This is a genomic window from Methanolobus sp. ZRKC2 (assembly GCF_045291185.1).
GTDB lineage: Archaea > Halobacteriota > Methanosarcinia > Methanosarcinales > Methanosarcinaceae > Methanolobus.
Genome location: NZ_CP146980.1, coordinates 108,967 through 129,245, shown reverse-complemented (window position 1 = coordinate 129,245; position 20,279 = coordinate 108,967). Strand labels below are relative to the sequence as shown.

Below are 20,279 nucleotides of genomic sequence, written 5' to 3'. Positions count from 1 at the left end.
ATCTGATAATTCCTGAAAAATATTAAAGCAGGGTATCCAGCACTTCGCTGGCGGCTTCCACGCCTGCACCTATATCTGATACAATGCCCCTCTTTTTAAGGACCACTTCAATTTCCTGTATTGTTAGCATTATGTCCTTTGGTTGCACATTGCCCATGCTGCCAATCCTGAATATCTTACCACTGAGATGAGACTGACCTCCGGCAATTGTAATACCCCTTGCCATCATGTCTTTCTTTATATCATTACCTGAAACGCCTTCCGGAGCTTTCATGGCTGTCACGGTATTTGAATAGTGGCTGTGATCATTGTGAAGCTGTGGGAACATCTCAAGACCCATTGCATCGGCTGCTGCACGTATGGCTTTTGCACCGGTTGAATGGCGATTGATCCTGGCATCCATACCTTCTTCTCTGACTATGTGCAGTGCTTCTTGGAGACCGAAGAAAAGAGGAACTGCCGGGGTATATGGGGTCTGTGACTTGTCACCACTTTTCTTGTACGCCTTGAGATCAAGATAATACGGTAAGGAGTCTTTTTCAGACATTGCTTCGAAAGCACGCTCGCTTACAGAGATCATAGAGAGACCTGGTGGTGCAGCAAGACATTTCTGAGAACCGACAACGGCAATATCAACACCCCAGTCATCAGTCTTGACGAGATCTCCTCCAAGGGTGGTTACACCATCCATAATGAAGAGAGCATCGTATTTCTTTGCAAGCTCACCAACCTCTTTAGCCGGGTTCTGGATTCCAACGGAAGTTTCGTTATGGACAAGAGTTATGGCTTTTGCACCTTCTTCAAGTTTCTTTTCGACCTCATCGAGGTCGAAAGAGTGTCCCCATTCACTCTCCAGAGGGTTTACTTTTCCGTACCTTGCGACAATATCCTTGAAGCGCTCTCCGAATTTACCGTTTTCAAGAGCAACTACGGTATCCTCAGGACCTACAGTACAGCCAACTGCAGCTTCCATTGCGGCGGTACCCGAACCACTCAAGATGAATACATCATTTTTAGTCTGGAAGACATCAGCCAGAATTTCGCAGCAATCATCATACATTGCTGAAAATTCTGCTCCCCTGTGATTGATCATGGGCTTTGACATAGCCCGAAGAACACGAGGTGCAACAGGAACCGGTCCTGGCATCATAAGAAGCGTATCTTCAATTTCCATGTAAATCTCCTGATTCTAATGTAATATATGTGAATGACAGAATCTCTCATAATTAAAATCATTGGCAACCGAACAGATGAAGAGCACACGAACTGTGCTGCGGGCCATTTTAACTATTAGGTATTCGTGCCTGATATGTAACATTATTATTTAAATGTAGTAGGAAGGAGTAATTCTGCATCTTTGTAAAATTCTATCTCCTATGTCGTTAACATAAGGAAAATTTGATGCGGAACAATAAAATAAGCCTTGAGAGTTTCCATTTCTCATTTAGAGAGAGACGAGAATAGTTGTACAACTTTATCGTTTTTTATTAAATAGTGAGTGACAATAAGCACTGATAAGCCTATTAATGCAGCAACTGCAGCACTGTACATATTAACACCCAGGATCAGGATACTCCATCCAAACAAAACCCATTGGATGAAATACATTGAAGTTACATTTTTGCTCCAGAACGTCAGAGTCTTTATGATTGTATTTTTCTTTGTAACTTTTTGCGATATGGCATAGCAGGCAGGAATCCATACAAGTACAAACCCAATGATAATCAGGTGAAGAGCTATTCCACTACGTTGATAATCCATATCCGGGAAAACACTAGTTAGCAAAATACCTGTTAGCAAAAGCAAGATTCCATATGAAACAATATTCCTAAATTTGTCCTTAATAAAACCCGGATCCAGGAAATACTTGCTCAAGTACATGCCCAATAGTGGATAAATAAACCAGGGGAAAAACGGGAAATAGACATGTTCTCCACTTCCCCAAAACAAAGAGGCAACTATATTTTCATTAAGAATCCCCCACAAAAGCGGAGAAACTAGCATAATAAGTAGTATAATTAATGGGATAATGAATTTATTTTCTACATACGGTTTGACCAGAGCTCCGAAAATCATCGAGAGACCTGCCAGTTGTAAGATATCTACTGCAAGAAAGTAATCCAAAGGTGTTTCTCCTTCAGTATACGGGCTACCTAGTGCTCCTGCAATAAGCAGCGGGACTGTAAACCGTGCAAAATTCAGAACGTAACCCAATAAAAATATCTTTATCCCCCTGATTATATTTCTTTGAGTACTTGCTTTAGAATTCGCTATGAATATTCCCATGATAATAAGAAACACAGGAGCTGCAGGAGCGGTACCCAGCAAAAGAAAAATATTACCAAGAATGCTGGACCCTTCACCTTCATTTACTTCATGTACCAGCATGCTATGCTGAGCAATCATGAACAAAATTGCAAGCCCTCTGGCTATGTCTAAAAATACAACTCTTTGTTTTTGGCTGACATATTTTTGCATAGCACTCATTGTCTTTATGATTTTTTATTGACTATAAGTATTTCGAATTTTAGTCAGGTACTACAAAATATAGACATATTCTTTGTATTAGCAATAAATTACTTAGCGAATTAATTTTCAAGCATTTGGCTTTTAGCTATGTGTAATGTTAAAATTTGCATTCACTCCTGGAAATTTAATACCTTGTTATACATTCATCAAATGTACGAATCTATTTCAAAAGTCTAAATGTTATTCTCCAAACAGTAGAGTGGGAAATTAGAATGGAGATTGAACTTAAAAGCAGAAAATCTGTGCAAGTAAAACACCCGCCACATTCCCCAACAAAATGAATAAAAAATCTTACATTTATTTAAGTATTACAATACGTATAAATAAATGTAAGAGAGATTCATTTTTCGGAGGATAGAGTTGGCAATAAAGAAGTCCTTGGTTGATGTGGTATTCGCATCTGAAAAAAGAAAAAATATGCTGCTTTTGTTGCATGACGGGCCTAAGGAGATGGATTTCATCCTTGAGTCATTGGAGGTAAGGAGACAGGCGTTGCTCCCGCAAATAAAGATACTGGAAGATTATCATCTCCTTTCCCGGGTGCATGACACTTACAAATTAACGGTTATCGGGAGATTGGTGGTTGATAAGATGAAACCCCTGCAGGATATAATAAACGTTTTTGACAATGATATCAACTACTGGGGAACTCGTAAGCTTGATCAGATCCCAAACGAGCTATTGAAAACAATAAGTAAGCTTGGAAAATGTGATGTGGTCAGTCCCTGTCTTTCAGACATATATAGTGTCCCTGACATTTACTCTGTTACAAAAGAAACTTCTGAAACTATTGGTAAGTCCACCCGGGAACCTATCGTATCGAATTATTATGGTGCTATTGCCACATTCCTTTATCCTAACACTGATGAGATAGTGGCTAAATTGCTCGCCTGTAACATAGATGTAAATTTAATCATTTCTGAAGATTTACTTGATAAGATACGCACTGACTTCTATTCCTCTTTTGCGGAACTCCTGGAAAATCCTTTGCTCCACTTATCTGTTCTCACCAAAGAAACAGGTTTCCTTTCATGCTCATATACAAGTTCTTATTTTCTCATGCGCTTACTGAATAAAAAAGGAGAATATGATAACAAGTATATTTTGTGTTCAAGCCCAACTGCACTTCAATGGGGAAGAGATCTGGTTGAGTATTATTTGAAGGACTCCAGGCCGATAGCTGAAATATGAATGGATTTTAAGCTCCTGAAAAATAGTGCTGGATAGCAAACTCCGGATTAATAGTCTTGAACTTCATTTCGCCTAATCACTCAATAGCTTCAGCACATCATGCTTTGTCACAACACCCACGACCTTACCCATTTCCAGCACAAGGACAGCAGGGTTTCTTTCCAGCATGTAAGAAACCATTTTTATATCCGCGTTCGGAGAGACGGTCGGGAAGGAATCGCCCATCATTTCCTTGATCAGCATATGAGATACCGTGTTTTTCTTCTTGCCCGCCAGAGACCTTACTATCATTTCCTCGGAAATGCTACCAACGGACACACCCTTTGATATCACGGGTATCTGGGAAATATTATGCTTTTCCATGATCTGCACGGCAACATCGATATGTTCTTCTGGAGGAGCAGAAATGACATTAGTATTCATGATATTGCCCACCTGGATATCTTCCTTCTCAACATCTTCGAAAACTTCAATGATCTTCCTTAAAGTTGAAAGCCTGGGATCAACATCACCCGATTCAATCCTGGCTATCAGAGGCTGGCTGACACCTGCACGTTTTGCAAGATCACTCTGAGTAAGCCCCAGTTCTGTTCTTTTATCTTTTAATTCCTCTGGAGTTGGAAGTTGCATAATATTACTGAAGGTAATTATAATATATAAGGCATACCTTCCCTGTCAAAGCCTGCAGGGAAGGAAAAAGATGAGAAAGAATTTCATATGAAAAAGATGAAAAGTCCGGCAATATAAACAGTGTAAGTTGCAAGTATCAGAAAGCCTTCCCACCTTTCCAGCTTACTACCAGTAATCCCGAAGATTACCAGAAGGGTCATGATAAACATCATCACAGGGAAGTCGTAAATCACTGATTGCTCTAGGATATCCAGAGTCCTGATCTGTGAAGAAACACCGAGTATAAGAGTGATATCCATGATGTTAGCACCCAGAATATTACCAATGGAAATATCCTGGTGTCCCTTCAGGGTTGATGAAATCGCCGTAATTAATTCAGGGAGTGAAGTTCCAAAAGCTACAAGTGTAAGACCGATGAGCATTTCAGGAACTCCGAGCCACTCGGCCAGGGTGATGCCCGAATCAACAAGAATACGGCTGCCTACCACGACCAGGCTGGCACCCAAAATAAAGATCAGGATCTCTTTTTTCATATCCTTTGCAGATGCCCTGGTAAATTCATCATCTTCCTCGCTAAACACTGTGCGCTGGAGTTTGTAGTTGTAATACATGAAAGCAACAAATACAGTCAGAAGAAGAAGGCCATCAAATGATGAAAGTTGCCTGTCAAGAGTTGTAAGGATAAGTAAGATACCGGAGAAGAGCATAAACGCACTCTTGCGGATAAAACCATGCCGTTCTACAGGAATAGCCTTTATTAAAACAACAAGTCCCAGAACAAGACCGATATTGCATATCGCAGAACCGACTGCATTACCGACAGAAAGGTCCGTATGGCCTATGTATGCTGCTGTAACAGAAACTGCGAACTCAGGCGATGTTGTGGCAAAACTCACAATTGTGGCGCCAATTATGATTTTTGGTATGCCACTTTTCTCAGATATGGCCACCGCAGACTCTACAAACCAGTCCGCACCCTTGGTGATCATTACAAGACCCACGATCAGCAATGCAATTGTCTCCATTACCATGGATTGCCTATAATGCACCATTGCATTTAAAGGTAAGAGTTAGCACAGAGCTTACCGGCAACATCAGAAAACAAAAGACAAGAAAAAACCCTTAAATTCAGCCGGGATTATTCAAGTCCAAGTATCGTGACTGCTGCAACGATCAGTATCCCCAGACCCACCATCCGGGCCGAATGCTTGATAAGGCTCTGTTTTGCAAGTTTCCCGGAAAACACACCAAGTATTGAAAGAACTATGATGCTGAATACTATCGCAACCTCAAGCTGGTTAGCATCCAGAAGCAGGAAAGGTAAAATAGGCACCAGTGATCCCAAAAAACTTGCACCGCCATGGAAGAAGGAATCACTCCATATCTTCTTTTTAGTCTCCTGTTCCAGACGGGTTCTTTCCAGACTCCTGAGTAATGGTTTCTCAAGTTCTGCGAGTCTGCCGTATTCAACGGCACTTTCAGCAAGATAAGAGCCGATACCGTTCGTCAGTGCAAGAGCTATGGCCCCTCCGAGTGCTGCATTGATGACGATTGAAGTATCACTTGATACATGGGATGTTCCGATTACGACTCCCAGAACAGCCAGGGTGCCGTCGATGCATCCGAGAATAATATAACGGCCCTGTTCGGTCTTAATTTTCATATTAACGTCTCTGGAAAATATTTTAATAATGGCACTTTTTCATGATAAGCACTTAAAGTAGATAAATATACACACAAAGTTTTTTTTGCTTTCGGATATTAGCAGGTACGTTTATTTCCTGTCAGAGGATAAAGGTCACACCAACTGAGGAATTTACCCATGAAAGTCCACCCACGATGCACATACTGCCTGCTCTCGAGAGTACACATGGAAGCGGAATTATCTACGGACGATGTAGATCTCATGCATGAAGCCGTACAGGGAGGAATCGAAGTTCTCAATAGCATTTACACTCCCGGCATGCCTGCCGCTGCTCTCTCGACGCCCATGCACAGGAAAGCCTACGAGATACTCAATGATAATGATCCCTACAGAGAAAAGAAAGAGTTAAGCAGCAGAATAGCAGAAAAATTCCTTCCTACTATTCGCTCGCATGTATTCGACGGCGATGAAGATGATGTTGCCACTTTCAAGCGTGCTGTCCTAGCATCTGTAATAGGCAATTATTTCGACTACGGAGTCATGGGGCTTGAAGTACCAATCGATGTCTTCGATGAGACATTTCGGGAACATTTCAGGCGCGGACTGGATATAGATGACACTGACAAGATGCTGGATAAGCTCAGCAACGTTGTATACCTGGCTGACAACTGCGGAGAAATACTCATTGATACATTTGTCTTTGAGATGATAAGGAAAATGGGTGGAAAGATTACTCTGGTCGTTCGCGGTGCTCCGATACTCAATGATGTGACTATGGACGAAGTAAAGCAATTTGGCATAGATAAAAAGGTTGACCAGGTTTTGACAACGGGTTCCAATGCCATTGGTGTTTGTTTTGACGAAGCACCTAAGGAACTTAAAGATGCTCTTGATAACGCTTCACTTATAATCAGCAAAGGTATGGCTAACTATGAAACCCTATCAGAAGAAAATTATAAGCCTATAGCTTACTTACTTAAGGTAAAGTGCGATCCGGTAGGTGAAGATATCGGCGCTCCAAAAGGCTGTTCTGTGGCCAGGTTATTCGAGTAAAGGGAGGAAAATAAAATGTGTGAACTAAATGCCATATTGATAAAGGGAGACGAGCGTAAAACAGTTATGGAATCTGTCACAAAGATGGTTGTGGAGGGGGATTCTATCCAGCTTTATGGCTTGCTCGGAGAAAAAGAGATCATCGAAGGTTCGATTAAAGAGGTCGATTTTTCAAAAGGGGAAACTATAATACTTGGAAAATAGTATACAGGATGAAAAAGTTTGCAAATTGATTTTATAGCCTGTATAATTATTACTCAAATAGCAATCAAAATTTTGAACTGAATGGAAGGAACATTAGATGTCAAAGGTAAAAGTAGCAATAAATGGTTACGGTACAATAGGTAAGAGAGTAGCAGATGCTGTTAGCCTGCAGGATGACATGGAGATCGTAGGTGTTTCCAAGACAAGGCCAAACTATGAGGCATCAATTGCAGTTGATAAGGGCTATGCATTATATACTCCTGCTGAAAAAGCGGATTCAATGAAAGAAGCCGGAATGCCTGTGGCAGGCACCGTGGAAGATATGGTAGATAACGCAGACATTGTAGTTGACTGTACTCCCGGTGGCATCGGTAAGAAGAACAAAGGACTCTATGAGAAGGCAGGAGTTAAGGGAATCTGGCAGGGTGGTGAGGACCATGAACTCGCAGGCTGCTCATTCAATGCCATCTCAAATTATGAAGAAGCTCTCGGAAGGGACTTTGTAAGGGTCGTCTCCTGTAACACAACCGGACTTTGCAGGGTTATCTATCCACTTGACCAGGAATTTGGTGTGAAGAAGGTAAGAGTTACTCTTATGAGAAGGGCAGCAGACCCTAACGATATTAAGAAAGGACCTATCAACGCAATTGTGCCAAACCCAATCAAACTGCCTTCGCATCACGGTCCTGATGTAAAGACAGTTATGCCTCACATCAACATCGCATCCACTGCAGTCAAGCTCCCGACAACACTGATGCACCTGCATACCTTGAACATTGAGCTTGAAAAGGACTGCTCTTCAGAAGATGTTAAAGACCTGTTCGCAAAACAATCCCGTATAAGATTTGTAGGCCAGGGAATCAGCTCAACAGCCGAAGTCATGGAATTGGGTAAAGACCTCGGGCGTCCAAGAGGAGACATGTGGGAGAACTGCATATGGGATGAATCCATCACCATGTACGAAGGAGAACTTTACTTCTTCCAGGGAATCCACCAGGAATCCGATGTTATTCCCGAAAATGTAGATGCTATCCGTGCCATGATGGAACTTGAGAGTGACGGGGCAAAGTCTGTAGTAAAAACTAACAAAACAATGGGTATCTGATACCCATCAATCTCTTTTTTATGCCAAAACATGGTTACTTTCTAGATCTTAGCAACAGGATAGCTGATGCTGTTCATGAGAGAATTAAAAATGTCGTCGGGACATTCAATGCGAATGATATTGTGTACATGGGCGCTGACGGCACCCCCACAAAGATGATAGACGACATTTCCGAAAAGGTCATTTTGGAAATACTCGAGAAAGAAGGAAGGCCTTTCAGGATATTGAGTGAAGAATGTGGCGAGAAAATTATTGGTGACCTTCCAAAATATACCATCATAGTCGACCCCATTGACGGGACATATAACGCATCCTTCGGGATTCCTTTTTACAGTATATCCCTTGCTATAACCACAAATGGCCCTCAGGACGTATGCTTCGGATATGTGAAGAACCTTGCAACAGGGGATGTGTTCTATGCAGAGAAGGGAAAAGGGGCATTCCTAAATACAGAGAGAATACAAATATCCAGTAAAGTTGAAATAAACAGGTTCTGCATTAGTGCTTATGGTTACCGGCCTCATATAGAGGAGACAGCTACGTTACTCAAAAACGTACGAAGGGTGAGGGTGCTCGGAAGCGTAGCACTTGAACTTTGTTATGTGGCAGCTGGTAAGTTCGACGCATTCGTTGATGTACGGGGATCCCTGCGCCTGACAGATGTGGCAGCCGGAAAACTGATTGTTGAGGAAGCAGGGGGAAAAGTCACCGATGGCTCCGGTGCACCTTTAAAACTTGAGGACAATATACTCAACAAAGTCTACATGGTAGCTTCAAATGACCATGCGCATGAGACGATATTAAAATTATCAAAGGGAGATTCGGCATGAGGGTTAAAAAAATAGGCATTGTATCACGCTTTGATAGTCAGGAAGCCCTAGATCTAGCCAGGGAAATAATAGAAACTTTTGAAATGGAAGTTGACATATTCCTATCCCCGGGAACTGCCGAGCACCTCTGTATTGATGAAAAATGCATGCCTGTTGAGAATATGCGGGAAGAAGGAGTCGAGCTTGTGGTCTCCATCGGCGGAGACGGTACGGTACTTCGCAATATTTCCAAAATGGAAGATCCACTTCCGATATTAGGAATCAATATGGGAACTCTCGGTTTCCTTGTAGACGTTCAGCCAGAGGATGCCATCAGTGCAATAGAGGATGTGCTTAAAGGATTCACATACACAGAGCGCAGCAGACTTGGAGTCTATCTCAACGGAAGGGTTCTCCCCCCGGCAACTAACGAGGTGGTGCTTATCACCGCAAGACCTGCAAAGATACTTACCTTCAGGGTATCTGTTGATGAATCCATGATCGAGGAACTTCGAGCTGACGGCGTTGTATTTGCAACCCCAACCGGCTCAACTGCCTATGCAATGAGTGCAGGTGGTCCGATAGTTGATCCCAGGGTTGACGCATCATTAATAGTGCCGCTTGCCCCGTTCAAGCTTTCCGCACGTCCGTGGGTCGTACCTGCAACCAGTAAGATTTCAGTGGAAATGACCATTCCTGAAAAGGAAGCAGCTATCGTTATCGATGGGCAGCATTCCTACAGCATCAAGGCCAGCGACAAGGTCATACTTACCAAATCAGAGAAACCTGCAAGGTTTGTTAGCAGCTCTATTAACGGCTTTTATGAAAAGGTCCAGAGCAAACTTTCATAAATATACTTTTGAGACGCGACTTTAATACGAATAACTGTTTTCTTTCAATTTACCCAAAGCTGCAAGCACATGCCTTCTACTTACTTAATAAAGATTGCTGTTTGGCGACAGGCTTTTAATGAAAAAGAAGGGTTAAAAACCTAAAATTTATATTGAGTATTGGGGATTTTCGTCATTCACAGGAATCAAGAACATGTCGGAAGTTGAAGCTTATTCAAGAAACAGACTCATTGATTATCTCAACCTATCACCTCTGGATATAGAAATATGTGATGTCACCCTCAGGGATGGTGAACAGACACCAGGAGTGGTATTTACCAGAGATGAGAAGATAGCACTCGCTACCGAACTCGACACTGTCGGAGTAGAGATAATTGAAGCCGGATTCCCGGTGGTATCATCCGCTGAAAAAGATATAGTTAAAGAAATCGCAAACATGGAGCTCAATGCAAAGACATGTTGCCTTGCGCGTTCAGTTATTAGCGATGTTGAGACAGCAGTTGACTGTGATGTTGATTTCATAAGTATTTTCATAGCCATGTCAGAGCTTCACCTCAAATACAAGTACCATAAAAGCTATGATGAGATGTTTACCTCCGCAATGAGTGCTATTGAGTACGCAAAAGAGCATGGGATAGGAGTAAGGTTTGCTGCGGAAGATGGCACAAGGACCGATATAGAAGTTCTGAAAAAAGCATTCGTTGCAGCCGAGGATTACAAAGTCGATTATGTTAGCATCGCAGACACCATCGGCATACTCAATCCCAGCACAACACATTATCTGATCAGTGAGATTAAAAAAGTTGTAAACACGCCCATCTGCATACACTGCCATAATGATCTGGGACTTGCTACCGCAAATACACTATCTGCCGCAGAAGCAGGTGCAAAGCAGCTTCATACAACAGTCAATGCTATTGGCGAAAGGGCAGGTAACGCTTCCCTTGAAGAACTACTTGTCTCTCTAAGGGTCCAGTATGGAATTGACAGATACGATACAACTAAGCTTACTAACCTTTCCAAAATGGTCAATGAGTACTCGGGAATTAAACCAGCCATCAATAAAGCTATTGTAGGCGAGCATGCATTTTCACACGAATCAGGCATACATGTGTGTGCCATCCTTGAAGAACCAAGGACATATGAACTTTTCAGTCCGGAGATGGTTGGAGGAACACGTCACCTGATAGTTGGAAAGCATACCGGCATGAAGGCATTAAAGGGTATCGTTAAAAGTATGGGATACAAACTCGAGAAAGAGCAACTCTGCGTACTTCTTGACAAGATAAAAAACTGCACAGAAGCCAAGAAGGGAATACCCCCCTCCAGGCTTAATGAAATGATCAGGGACTTAAGCGAGAATTAGTAGTCCAGCAAAACATCTTTTTTCCTGCGTGACCCCTGCATCAGATCCTCACTTTCACCATCTTTTTTAGGCTCCGGGATGTAGTCATCATAATAGTTCATCTGATCATTCTCAAGAATGATAACATAATCCGCAGAATTTCTCAAAGCAGTTGAGAATCCGGGTTCCACACCGAATATAATGGTTTCCTTCCCGTGTTCGTTTGCCTTGTTCAGAAGAGGCTTAAAATCAGCATCTCTTGTGACCAATGCCAGAGTATCTATTGTAGGATTGTACACTAGTTCCATCCCTTCAACGGCAAGTCGCACATCTACATCACTTGAGCAGATGATAGGCTCAAAACCATTATTTTCAATAGCTTCGACAAGCTTGTCGGATGCATACTGGTTCAGGAATACCCTGCCAATCTTTACGTTTCCATACTCTTTTAACACATCTCTTATCTCTTCGAGATTAACATTGAACTCCTTGCGGAGCACATTCGGACCATCTACAAGCAGACCTATACTACGCCTGCCGGTTTCCTTCTTTGTACTAAGGTACTTGACAATAGAATTAAGTCCGGTTTTAACATTGGCCATGATACCTCACTATAATAATATATAATTGCTATAATACTTGATCAAACACAATTCTTAAAGTTGTAATACAGATTCTACATTTGCTATAAACAATATAATAACATGTAAATATTTACTATGATAACATATAATCCTTACTAAAACGCCACCGTAAACGCAGAATTCATACTTATTTTCACAGAATATCTGCAAGTAGTTTTTCTTTTATTTTCACTCCCCGGAAGGAATCATTTTCAAGTCTGAAATGGTTCACTAATCTTCCACCCTTTTTTATCCTTGTATAATGGATTTCTCCACCATGTTTAATAAACATATCCACTACCCCTTCGAATTGTGATTTCTCCATTTCTGACAGCTCGATAAGACTTTCCCCGTCTGAGAGCCAGTTGTAGACCCTGAGTACGGTAACCTCCCGCACTCTCTTCAGGTCTTCTGTGTCTTTATAATCATCAACATATACCGAGCGTTTCAACCGGGGAGACCAACCTGCTAACTTTTCCTGCATGTCAATAAACTGGATAGGTATCTCTTCGTTCTCCCCGGGTCTTGGAAAGAAACTTTTGAGATGACTGATGTCCTTTTCCAGCAGGATCACCTTCCATAGTAATAATACGGATCCCTCCATTGGTCTTTCTTGGTTGTTTGCTTGATACGCATTCCCATGAAAAGACCTACGAGTATACCACTCAAATGTGCCGTATGCGCAACCATATCATTGGAGCCCAGATACATGAAATCAATCAGCACGAACAAGATCAAAGCATGCCATATTCTCATGGGAATAAAGTACACATAAACTCTCATCTCAGGTGCTATGATCGTGAGTGCGGCAAAGATGCCCATTATTGCACCACTTGCCCCTACAACCGCCGCATTAGGCGAGCTTGTAAGAGAATAGCCGATTGCTGCAAGAACACCTGCAATGAAGTATACCTTCAAAAACGTGTTTTTCCCTGCTCTTCTCTCAAGTTCGGGCCCGAAGAAGAAAAGGACCATCATATTAAAGAGAAGATGAAGGAAATCCACATGCAGAAACATGTGAGTAAACAATGTCCATGGACGGACAAAGATATCACCGGGAATAAGCATGAAGGCTTGGAAGTAACCCGGTATCAACTGCAAAAGAAATGAGAAGATACAGAGGCAGAGAATTGCCATGGCGGGACTACTTTTCATGGAATACTTAATATTGGAGCTTACTCCGCTAATAGCACTTTTCGCAGCATACTTTGCTGTGTTCTTTAGCATTCCTTTGAGGACATCATCAGCTTCCGGAACAGTACGACCATTATGCATACTGCCGGAACCATGTTCCCTTACATGTGCAAGGCCTTCGCATGCATGTTGCTCAGGAAGCCTATGTTTGGAACAGAACACTTTCCCACAAAAGCGGCATTTAAAAGGGATATGTTCTTCCCTGCCGCATATCCAGCATTTTTTATCCAAAAGATTCACCGTATTGAAATATTCTTTGCTAATAAGGTTCGCATCAAATAAAACTATTTCCAGGGAAAAATGGAAGGTACGTCATTGATTGTCAAGAATAATCATTATAGATGACGGAAACCTTATATGTTTAAATTGCTTATGAGGGTTAATCCAAAAACTGCTTAAGATATATTTTTTCCCTATATGTGAAACTATCAAATTATTGTCACATATAATCGTGACAAATCCGGAAACTTTTTTATATAGGATTGCTGTATAAGAACACCCAGAAAAACAGTTTCAACTTTACTTTGGATTGAAAAGAGCATGAAACTTTTTAACATGATTTTGTTTTCTAGTAATACACCAAAAGGAGGATAAGATACAAAATGAGCGATATATCAGCTGGACAATTTTCCATTGATGAACTGGAAAACGTCCAGATCACAATCGGCAAGATCGTAGGTGCCATTGAGAAAAAAGCAGAAGAAGAGGGAGTCGAAGTCGGTCCCACTCCAAAACCCGGAATCTCTGGCCTGAGGGATTGGGACTATAAGCTTCTTTCCCGCTACCAGCCGGTTTACACTCCGGTATGTGACCAGTGTTGTTACTGTACCTTTGGTAAATGTGACCTTACCGGTAACAAAGAAGGCGCATGTGGTATAAACATGGAGGCTCACCAGGCCCGTGAAACTCTCCTCAGGGTAATCACCGGTGCTGCTGCGCACTCTGCACACGGACGTCACATCCTTCATCACCTGATAGACCTTTACGGACACGACAAACCCATAGATGTAGGGCCTTCCAATCTGGTTGCTCCAAACACCCAGGCAGTAACAGGTATCAAGCCGGAAACACTTGGCGACCTTGAAGAAGTCATGGACTACGTTGAGGAACAGATTAACCAGCTACTTGCTACTGTCCATGCAGGTCAGGAAGGTGCAGCTATAGATTTCGAATCAAAGGTCCTTCACGGCGGTATGCTTGACCACGTCGGTATGGAAGTGTCAGACCTTGCCCAGGTCTCATGTCTGGGAATGCCGAAATCAGATCCTGAAGCTCCTCTTGTAGAGATCGGAATGGGCTGTATTGATTCAAACAAACCCGTACTTCTTGTCATCGGACACAATGTTGCAGGTGTAACTTACATCATGGATTACATACAGGATCACGGTCTGGAAGATGAGATAGAACTTGGTGGCCTGTGTTGTACTGCTATTGATATGACACGCTATCAGCTTGATCAGGGTGGCAAGCCGCAGGCAAAGGTCATCGGTACCCTTGCAAAGGAACTCAAGATGATCAGATCCGGAGTACCGGATGTTATCGTTGTTGATGAACAGTGTGTCAGGGCAGATGTTCTTGATGAGGCTAAGAAGCTCTCAATCCCTGTTATCACAACAAATGAAAAGATCATGTACGGTCTTCCAAACAGGTCAAATGACAATGCAGCAGATATCATAGAGGACCTTTCCAGCTTTAAGGAACCAGGAGCACTTATCCTTAACTTCGATACTCTTGGCGAGGTAGCCCCTGAGCTTGCAATCAAGATGTCAAAGATCCGCGATGAAATGGGCATCAAAGCACTTCCAAGCGATGAGGAACTCCAGGAACTGTCGGCAAAGTGTGTTCAGTGTGCAGCCTGTGAAATGGATTGCCCTGCAAACCTCCCGATAATGTCCGCCATGAGAGCAGGAGCTGACAATGATTTCAGCGAATTCGAGTACCTGCATGACAAGTGTATTGGTTGTGGCAGATGCGACCAGGCATGTCCAAAGGATATACCAGTCTTCAATATGATCGAAAGGGCATCCAGGAAGCTTATCAGCGAAGAAAAAGGACTCATGCGTGCAGGCAGAGGACAGATCAGTGACCCAGAGATCCGTGAAGAGGGTGTAAACCTCGTACTTGGAACAACACCAGGAATAATTGCAATGGTAGGATGTTCCAATTATCCTGACGGTACAAAAGACCTGTACACAGTTGCAGATGAAATGCTCAAGAGGAATTACATAGTCGTAATGTCCGGATGCTCTGCAATGGACCTTGGAATGTACAAGAATGAAGATGGAGAAACACTTTATGAGAAGTATCCGGCAAAGTTCCTTGCAGGTAACCTGATCAATGTAGGTTCATGCGTCTCCAACTCACACATCACAGGAACAACCATCAAGGTTGCCGCTATCTTTGCCCAGAGGCAGGTATCCGGTAACTACGAAGAGATCGCCGACTACATCACAAATCGTATCGGTGCTGTTGGTGTCGCATGGGGAGCATACTCCCAGAAGGCCATATCTATCGGTTCCGGATGTAACAGGCTTGGAATTCCCGTAGTTGTCGGACCACACGGTTCCAAGTACAGAAGGGCGCTTATTGGAAAGCCATATGATGAAGAAACATGGAAGGTCTTTGATGCAAGAGATGGTTCAGAAATGCCGATTCCCGCATCACCTGAATTCCTGCTCACAACTGTGGAATCCGTTGAAGAGCTTTTCCCAATGCTTGCAAAGAACTGTATCCGCCCATCCGACAACAACATGGGAAGGATGATCAAGCTCACCCACTACATGGAACTCAGCCAGAAGTACCTCGGACATATGCCCGAAGACTGGTACAAATTCGTAAGGACAGAAACAGACCTTCCACTTGCAAAGCGTGAGGAGCTCCTGAAGATACTTGAAGCTGAACACGGATGGGAGATCGACTGGAAGCGTAAGAAGATCCTCTCCGGTCCGACTATGAAATCAGATGTTTCTGCCCAACCCACAAATGTCAAGAGACTCTGCAAGGAGGGATGCTAAATGGTAGATACAACCAAGAACACACAGGTCTACACCACATGGGGAAGGAAAACGGCAAAACCTGTCAACCCCTCTGTGGCAGCTAAGATGATCTCAAAGGCAAAGAGACCTCTTTTTGTAGTCGGGTCTGAGATTGTTGGTGATGAAACACTCACTGAAAAAGCAGTTGCTATTGGAAAGAAAGGTGTCCCGGTTGCAGCGACCGGGCATTCCATAACCGCATTTAACGGAAAGGACGTAGGTGCAAAATATATTAATATTCATGCTCTAGCACACTACATAGGGGATGAAAAATGGAGTGGCCTTGACGGACAGGGTTCATATGACACCATAATCTTCCTCGGACACAAGAAGTATTATCTTGATCAGGTACTTTCGGGTCTGAAGAACTTCACAGACCTGAAGACTATAACTATCGAGAGACATTTCATGCAGAATGCTACATTGTCCTTTGGTAACCTCAAACCAGAGGTACACCTTGAAGCACTTGACGAATTAATTGAGAATATACAAGTATAATTACAATTTTGGTGACAATACGGAGAACTAATCATGGCAGATGAATTTCCTTTTGAGATATCTCCTATGTTTGAAGGAGAGAGGATTAGAAAAGATGGTATGTATGCAGAACTTGCAGGTCCGAAATCCAAAGGATTCGAACTTGTAAGGGCAGCAGAGATGGATAGTGTTGAAGATGGTAAGTTCACACTTGTCGGTCCCGACATTGCAGATATGGAAGAAGGTTCCCGATACCCTCTTGCAATGATCTACAAGATCGCCGGTGAACTTGTAGAAACTGACCTTGAGTCCATTGTAGAAAGAAGGAACCACGAATTCCAGAACTACATACAGGGATTCATGCACCTGAACCAGAGAGATGATGTCTGGATGAGGGTCAGCAAGGATGCAGTTGCAAAGGGCCTGACATCCTTCGAGTCTGTTGCAAAAGCCATTATGATGCTTTTCAAGAACGAACTTCCATTCATAGAGAAGGTCGAAGCCATATATATTACAGATATGGATGAGATCGAGAAGGAAGTTGAAAATGCAAGGGCAGTTTACAAGGCAAGGGATGACAGGACACGTGACCTTCACGATGAAGATGTCGACACTTTCTACGGATGTACACTTTGTGCATCATTCGCTCCTACCAACGTCTGTGTTGTTACACCTGACAGGATATCACTCTGTGGTGCCATCAACTGGTTCGACGGAAGGGCAGCCGCAAAGGTAGACCCCGAAGGTCCTCAGTTCGCTATTCCAAAAGGAGATGTCATCGACGCAGAATCCGGAGAATATACCGGTGTCAATGAAGCTGCAAAGAGACTTTCAAGCGGTGAATATGACCGTATCAAGTTGCACTCATTCTTCGAATACCCACACACATCATGCGGATGTTTCGAAGTAGTGGGATTCTACATCCCTGAAGTTGACGGTATCGGATGGGTAGACAGGGACTTCGCAGGCACAGCTCCAAACGGACTTCAGTTCTCAACCATGGCAGGACAGACCGGAGGAGGTAAGCAGGTTGTAGGTTTCCTTGGTGTAGGTGTCAACTACTTCCGTTCACCAAAGTTTATCCAGTCCGATGGTGGCTGGGACAGGGTAACATGGATGCCAAAGATGCTCAAGGACAAGGTAATAAACGACATTCCTGAAGAGATCCGTGACAAGATCGCAACCGAAGAGGATGCATCAGATGTTGAAAGTCTCAGAGCTTTCCTCAAGGAAAAGAACCACCCAATAATTGAAAGATGGGCGGAGGAAGAAGAGGAAGCACCTGAAGAGGAAGAAACTTCCGAGGCAGCAGCCCCACAGGGTGGATTTGCTGCTCCACAGATGATGCAGGCTGGAAACTTCGTGCCATCCATGCCAATGGTAGGCGGTGGCGGATCAGGTGGTGTCAAGATCATTCTGAAGAATGCAAAGGTCAGCATCGACAAGGTAATCATCAAGAAACAGGACTAAGAGAGGTCTTCTGTGGCTAAGATAATTGCAGTGACAGGTAAAGGCGGGACAGGGAAGACGGCAACGACCAGTCTTCTCATCCGCCACCTTACAAGAGGTGACAAGGTAGTCCTTGCAGTTGATGCGGACCCTGACACCAATCTCCCGGAAACCCTTGGGTGTGAAACCAACAAGACCATCGGCGACATTAAAGAATACATGCACGAGGAACGTGATAATCTTCCTCCCGACATTAACAAGGAATCTATACTGGAATCAAAACTCTACGAAATACTTGAGGAGATGCCAGGATATGACCTGCTTGTAATGGGAAGACCCGAAGGTTCTGGTTGTTACTGTTACGTCAACAACCTGCTTCGAGGCATCATGAACAAACTTGTGACAAATTATGATGTGTTAATCATCGATGCTGAGGCCGGTCTGGAACATTTCAGCAGGAAGATCTTCAAGAATGTTGATGATCTTATAGTCGTCACGGACGGTTCGCGCAGAGGTCTGAGAACCGCTGAGCGTATCCGGGAACTTGTGAATGAGCTGGAAACAGATGTTTCCAATATCTATGTTATTGCTAACAAGGTCACAGATGCAAACCGCGAGAGGATCTCCAGTACTGCTGAGGAACTCGGTCTTGAACTGATAGGAATGGTCCCTGTGGATGAGATGATAGTGGAAAGAGATCTTGCCGGGGAACCTTTATTTGATCTTCCTGACGATTCCGTTGCAGTAAAGGAAATTGAGAAGATCGCTCAGAAACTTGGTTTGTAACAAATATATCATATGGTGGAATGCACATGACAAAGAAAATGAAATTATCACAGCTTAGTGATATGTTGCAGGACCTCGATGTAGAGTCACTGGAAGGTGTGACCATTGAAGGCGACGTCGAGCTCAACATTACAGGCGGAGGAGGACTCAATCCTGCACTTGCCTACGCACTGGGAAATGAAATATCCCAGATATCCCTGCATATGGCTAACATTGGAAGGATGCTCGGATTCCCTGCAGAACAGTTGCTAGCATCTGCTTTCGGATTGGGAGAGATGCCACAGCCAGAAGCACTTCCGACATCTCCAAGAATACAGGAACTCCTTGCTTCCAAATTCGAGGTTGCAAAAGTAGATAATTGGAAGAACCCAATACAGGAAGTAACTCTTGGTGCTACGTCAGGTGACGGTGGCTCAAGGAAAAGCACTGTTACCATTGGTGGCGAAAACGCACTTCCATATTATTTCGATGCTGAAATGCCCCACAGAAACTATGTCACAATGGACGTTTTCGACATGCCAATAGGCATGGCAAAGGCAGTCAAAGGCAACTATGAAGACGTTATCAACGACCCTGCCGAATGGGCAAAGAAGGTCGTGCGTGATTTCAACGCAGACATGGTAACCATTCACTTAATCTCAACTGACCCTCTCATCAACGACACTCCTGCAAAGGAAGCAGCAAAGGTTGTTGAGGATGTACTCCAGGCAGTTGACGTGCCTATAGTTATCGGTGGTTCGGGCAACCCGGAAAAGGACCCTGAAGTGCTTGAAAGGGCAGCCGAAGTTGCAGAGGGTGAGAGAGCACTACTCGCATCCGCAAGTTTGAACCTTGACTACGAGAGAATTGCAAAAGCAGCCCTCAACCATGGCCATGCCGTGCTTTCCTGGACCCAGCTTGAGATAAACGCCCAGAAGGAACTTAACAGGAAGCTTATGAAGCAGTGCAATGTTCCAAGGGACAGCATTGTGATGGATCCGACAACTGCAGCACTGGGCTATGGTCTTGATTATGCTTATACCAACATGGAACGCATAAGGCTTGCTGGTCTTATGGGTGATGACGAACTGACATTCCCGATGTCATCAGGTACCACCAACGCATGGGGTGCCCGTGAAGCATGGATGGTCTCATCCCCATTAAGTCAGGATTCTGACTGGGGACCACGAGAATACCGTGGACCTATCTGGGAGATCGTCACAGGTCTTGCACTCTCACTTGCAGGCAATGATATGTTCATGATGATGCATCCGACATCAGTGCAAGTGCTCAAGGAAATTACACAGACACTCTATGGTTCCATTGAGTCAGAAGAAATAGATATCACTAACTGGATCGGAGCGGAGGTGTGAT

At 43.4% G+C, this 20,279-nt stretch carries 20 protein-coding genes; 12 read left to right on the top strand and 8 right to left on the bottom strand.

Annotation, left to right across the window (positions count from 1 at the left end):
- Positions 1–22: 22 nt before the first annotated feature.
- A complete protein-coding gene (locus tag V7O62_RS00625) occupies positions 23–1,174 on the bottom strand; it encodes a pyridoxal-phosphate-dependent aminotransferase family protein (protein ID WP_406657081.1) in 1,152 nt (383 codons plus the stop codon).
- A gap of 266 nt (positions 1,175–1,440) precedes the next feature.
- A complete protein-coding gene (locus tag V7O62_RS00620) occupies positions 1,441–2,487 on the bottom strand; it encodes a heparan-alpha-glucosaminide N-acetyltransferase domain-containing protein (protein WP_406657080.1) in 1,047 nt (348 codons plus the stop codon).
- 402 nt (positions 2,488–2,889) lie between these two features.
- On the opposite strand from V7O62_RS00620, the gene V7O62_RS00615 reads away from it, so the two are divergent.
- On the top strand, positions 2,890–3,720 hold the full coding sequence (locus V7O62_RS00615) for a helix-turn-helix transcriptional regulator (protein ID WP_406657079.1): 831 nt from the start codon (positions 2,890–2,892) through the stop codon (positions 3,718–3,720).
- Between the two features lie 72 nt (positions 3,721–3,792).
- Here V7O62_RS00615 and V7O62_RS00610 read toward each other — a convergent pair whose 3' ends face one another.
- From V7O62_RS00610 to V7O62_RS00600, 3 genes are all read right to left on the bottom strand, one after another.
- Complete coding sequence (locus V7O62_RS00610; protein WP_406657078.1) at positions 3,793–4,350, bottom strand: CBS domain-containing protein; 558 nt, start codon at positions 4,348–4,350, stop codon at positions 3,793–3,795.
- An 83-nt stretch (positions 4,351–4,433) separates the two neighbouring features.
- Positions 4,434–5,381, bottom strand: coding sequence for a calcium/sodium antiporter (locus V7O62_RS00605; protein ID WP_406657077.1), 948 nt, complete (start codon positions 5,379–5,381; stop codon positions 4,434–4,436).
- Positions 5,382–5,488: 107 nt separating this feature from the next.
- Positions 5,489–6,013, bottom strand: coding sequence for a VIT1/CCC1 transporter family protein (locus V7O62_RS00600; RefSeq protein WP_406657076.1), 525 nt, complete (start codon positions 6,011–6,013; stop codon positions 5,489–5,491).
- Positions 6,014–6,172: 159 nt separating this feature from the next.
- Between V7O62_RS00600 and V7O62_RS00595 the strand changes: the two genes are divergently transcribed.
- The 6 genes from V7O62_RS00595 (at position 6,173) to V7O62_RS00570 (ending at position 11,383) form a co-directional block, all read left to right on the top strand.
- Positions 6,173–7,048, top strand: a complete 876-nt coding sequence (locus V7O62_RS00595) for a damage-control phosphatase ARMT1 family protein (protein WP_406657075.1) — start codon at positions 6,173–6,175, stop codon at positions 7,046–7,048.
- A gap of 15 nt (positions 7,049–7,063) precedes the next feature.
- The gene (locus V7O62_RS00590; RefSeq protein ID WP_406657074.1) at positions 7,064–7,252 is read left to right on the top strand and encodes a CooT family nickel-binding protein; all 189 of its coding nucleotides are present in this window, start codon (positions 7,064–7,066) and stop codon (positions 7,250–7,252) included.
- A 97-nt stretch (positions 7,253–7,349) separates the two neighbouring features.
- Complete coding sequence (locus V7O62_RS00585) at positions 7,350–8,357, top strand: type II glyceraldehyde-3-phosphate dehydrogenase (protein ID WP_406657073.1); 1,008 nt, start codon at positions 7,350–7,352, stop codon at positions 8,355–8,357.
- A 20-nt stretch (positions 8,358–8,377) separates the two neighbouring features.
- The gene (locus tag V7O62_RS00580) at positions 8,378–9,187 is read left to right on the top strand and encodes a bifunctional fructose-bisphosphatase/inositol-phosphate phosphatase (protein ID WP_406657072.1); all 810 of its coding nucleotides are present in this window, start codon (positions 8,378–8,380) and stop codon (positions 9,185–9,187) included.
- The gene (locus V7O62_RS00575) at positions 9,184–10,017 is read left to right on the top strand and encodes an NAD(+)/NADH kinase (RefSeq protein WP_406657071.1); all 834 of its coding nucleotides are present in this window, start codon (positions 9,184–9,186) and stop codon (positions 10,015–10,017) included. The genes V7O62_RS00580 and V7O62_RS00575 overlap by 4 nt, the downstream gene beginning before the upstream one ends.
- A 193-nt stretch (positions 10,018–10,210) precedes the next feature.
- A complete protein-coding gene (locus tag V7O62_RS00570; protein WP_406657070.1) occupies positions 10,211–11,383 on the top strand; it encodes a homocitrate synthase family protein in 1,173 nt (390 codons plus the stop codon).
- Here V7O62_RS00570 and V7O62_RS00565 read toward each other — a convergent pair.
- From V7O62_RS00565 to V7O62_RS00555, 3 genes are all read right to left on the bottom strand, one after another.
- Positions 11,380–11,964: a TIGR00288 family NYN domain-containing protein gene (locus V7O62_RS00565; protein ID WP_406657069.1), complete on the bottom strand. Its 585-nt coding sequence runs from the start codon at positions 11,962–11,964 to the stop codon at positions 11,380–11,382. The two genes, V7O62_RS00570 and V7O62_RS00565, sit on opposite strands and share 4 nt — an antisense overlap.
- Positions 11,965–12,139: 175 nt before the next feature.
- On the bottom strand, positions 12,140–12,589 hold the full coding sequence (locus tag V7O62_RS00560; protein ID WP_406657068.1) for a hypothetical protein: 450 nt from the start codon (positions 12,587–12,589) through the stop codon (positions 12,140–12,142).
- A complete protein-coding gene (locus V7O62_RS00555) occupies positions 12,556–13,419 on the bottom strand; it encodes a rhomboid family intramembrane serine protease (RefSeq protein WP_406657067.1) in 864 nt (287 codons plus the stop codon). The genes V7O62_RS00560 and V7O62_RS00555 overlap by 34 nt, the downstream gene beginning before the upstream one ends.
- A gap of 362 nt (positions 13,420–13,781) precedes the next feature.
- On the opposite strand from V7O62_RS00555, the gene cdhA reads away from it, so the two are divergent.
- Genes cdhA through cdhD form a run of 5 tightly spaced genes read left to right on the top strand, consistent with a single transcriptional unit; the run spans position 13,782 to position 20,278 of the window.
- On the top strand, positions 13,782–16,193 hold the full coding sequence (gene cdhA, locus V7O62_RS00550) for a CO dehydrogenase/acetyl-CoA synthase complex subunit alpha (protein WP_406657066.1): 2,412 nt from the start codon (positions 13,782–13,784) through the stop codon (positions 16,191–16,193).
- A complete protein-coding gene (gene cdhB, locus V7O62_RS00545) occupies positions 16,194–16,712 on the top strand; it encodes a CO dehydrogenase/acetyl-CoA synthase complex subunit epsilon (RefSeq protein ID WP_406657065.1) in 519 nt (172 codons plus the stop codon).
- Positions 16,713–16,745: 33 nt separating this feature from the next.
- Positions 16,746–18,161 (top strand): CO dehydrogenase/CO-methylating acetyl-CoA synthase complex subunit beta, encoded by a 1,416-nt coding sequence (gene cdhC, locus V7O62_RS00540; RefSeq protein ID WP_406657064.1) that lies wholly within the window; start codon positions 16,746–16,748, stop codon positions 18,159–18,161.
- Positions 18,162–18,173: 12 nt separating this feature from the next.
- Entirely contained in the window at positions 18,174–18,926 is a 753-nt protein-coding gene (locus V7O62_RS00535; protein ID WP_406657063.1) for an AAA family ATPase, read from the top strand.
- Between the two features lie 26 nt (positions 18,927–18,952).
- Positions 18,953–20,278 carry a CO dehydrogenase/acetyl-CoA synthase subunit delta gene (gene cdhD, locus V7O62_RS00530; protein WP_406657062.1) on the top strand — a complete coding sequence of 442 codons (1,326 nt, stop codon included), beginning with the start codon at positions 18,953–18,955 and terminating at the stop codon, positions 20,276–20,278.
- Position 20,279: the final 1 nt, after the last annotated feature.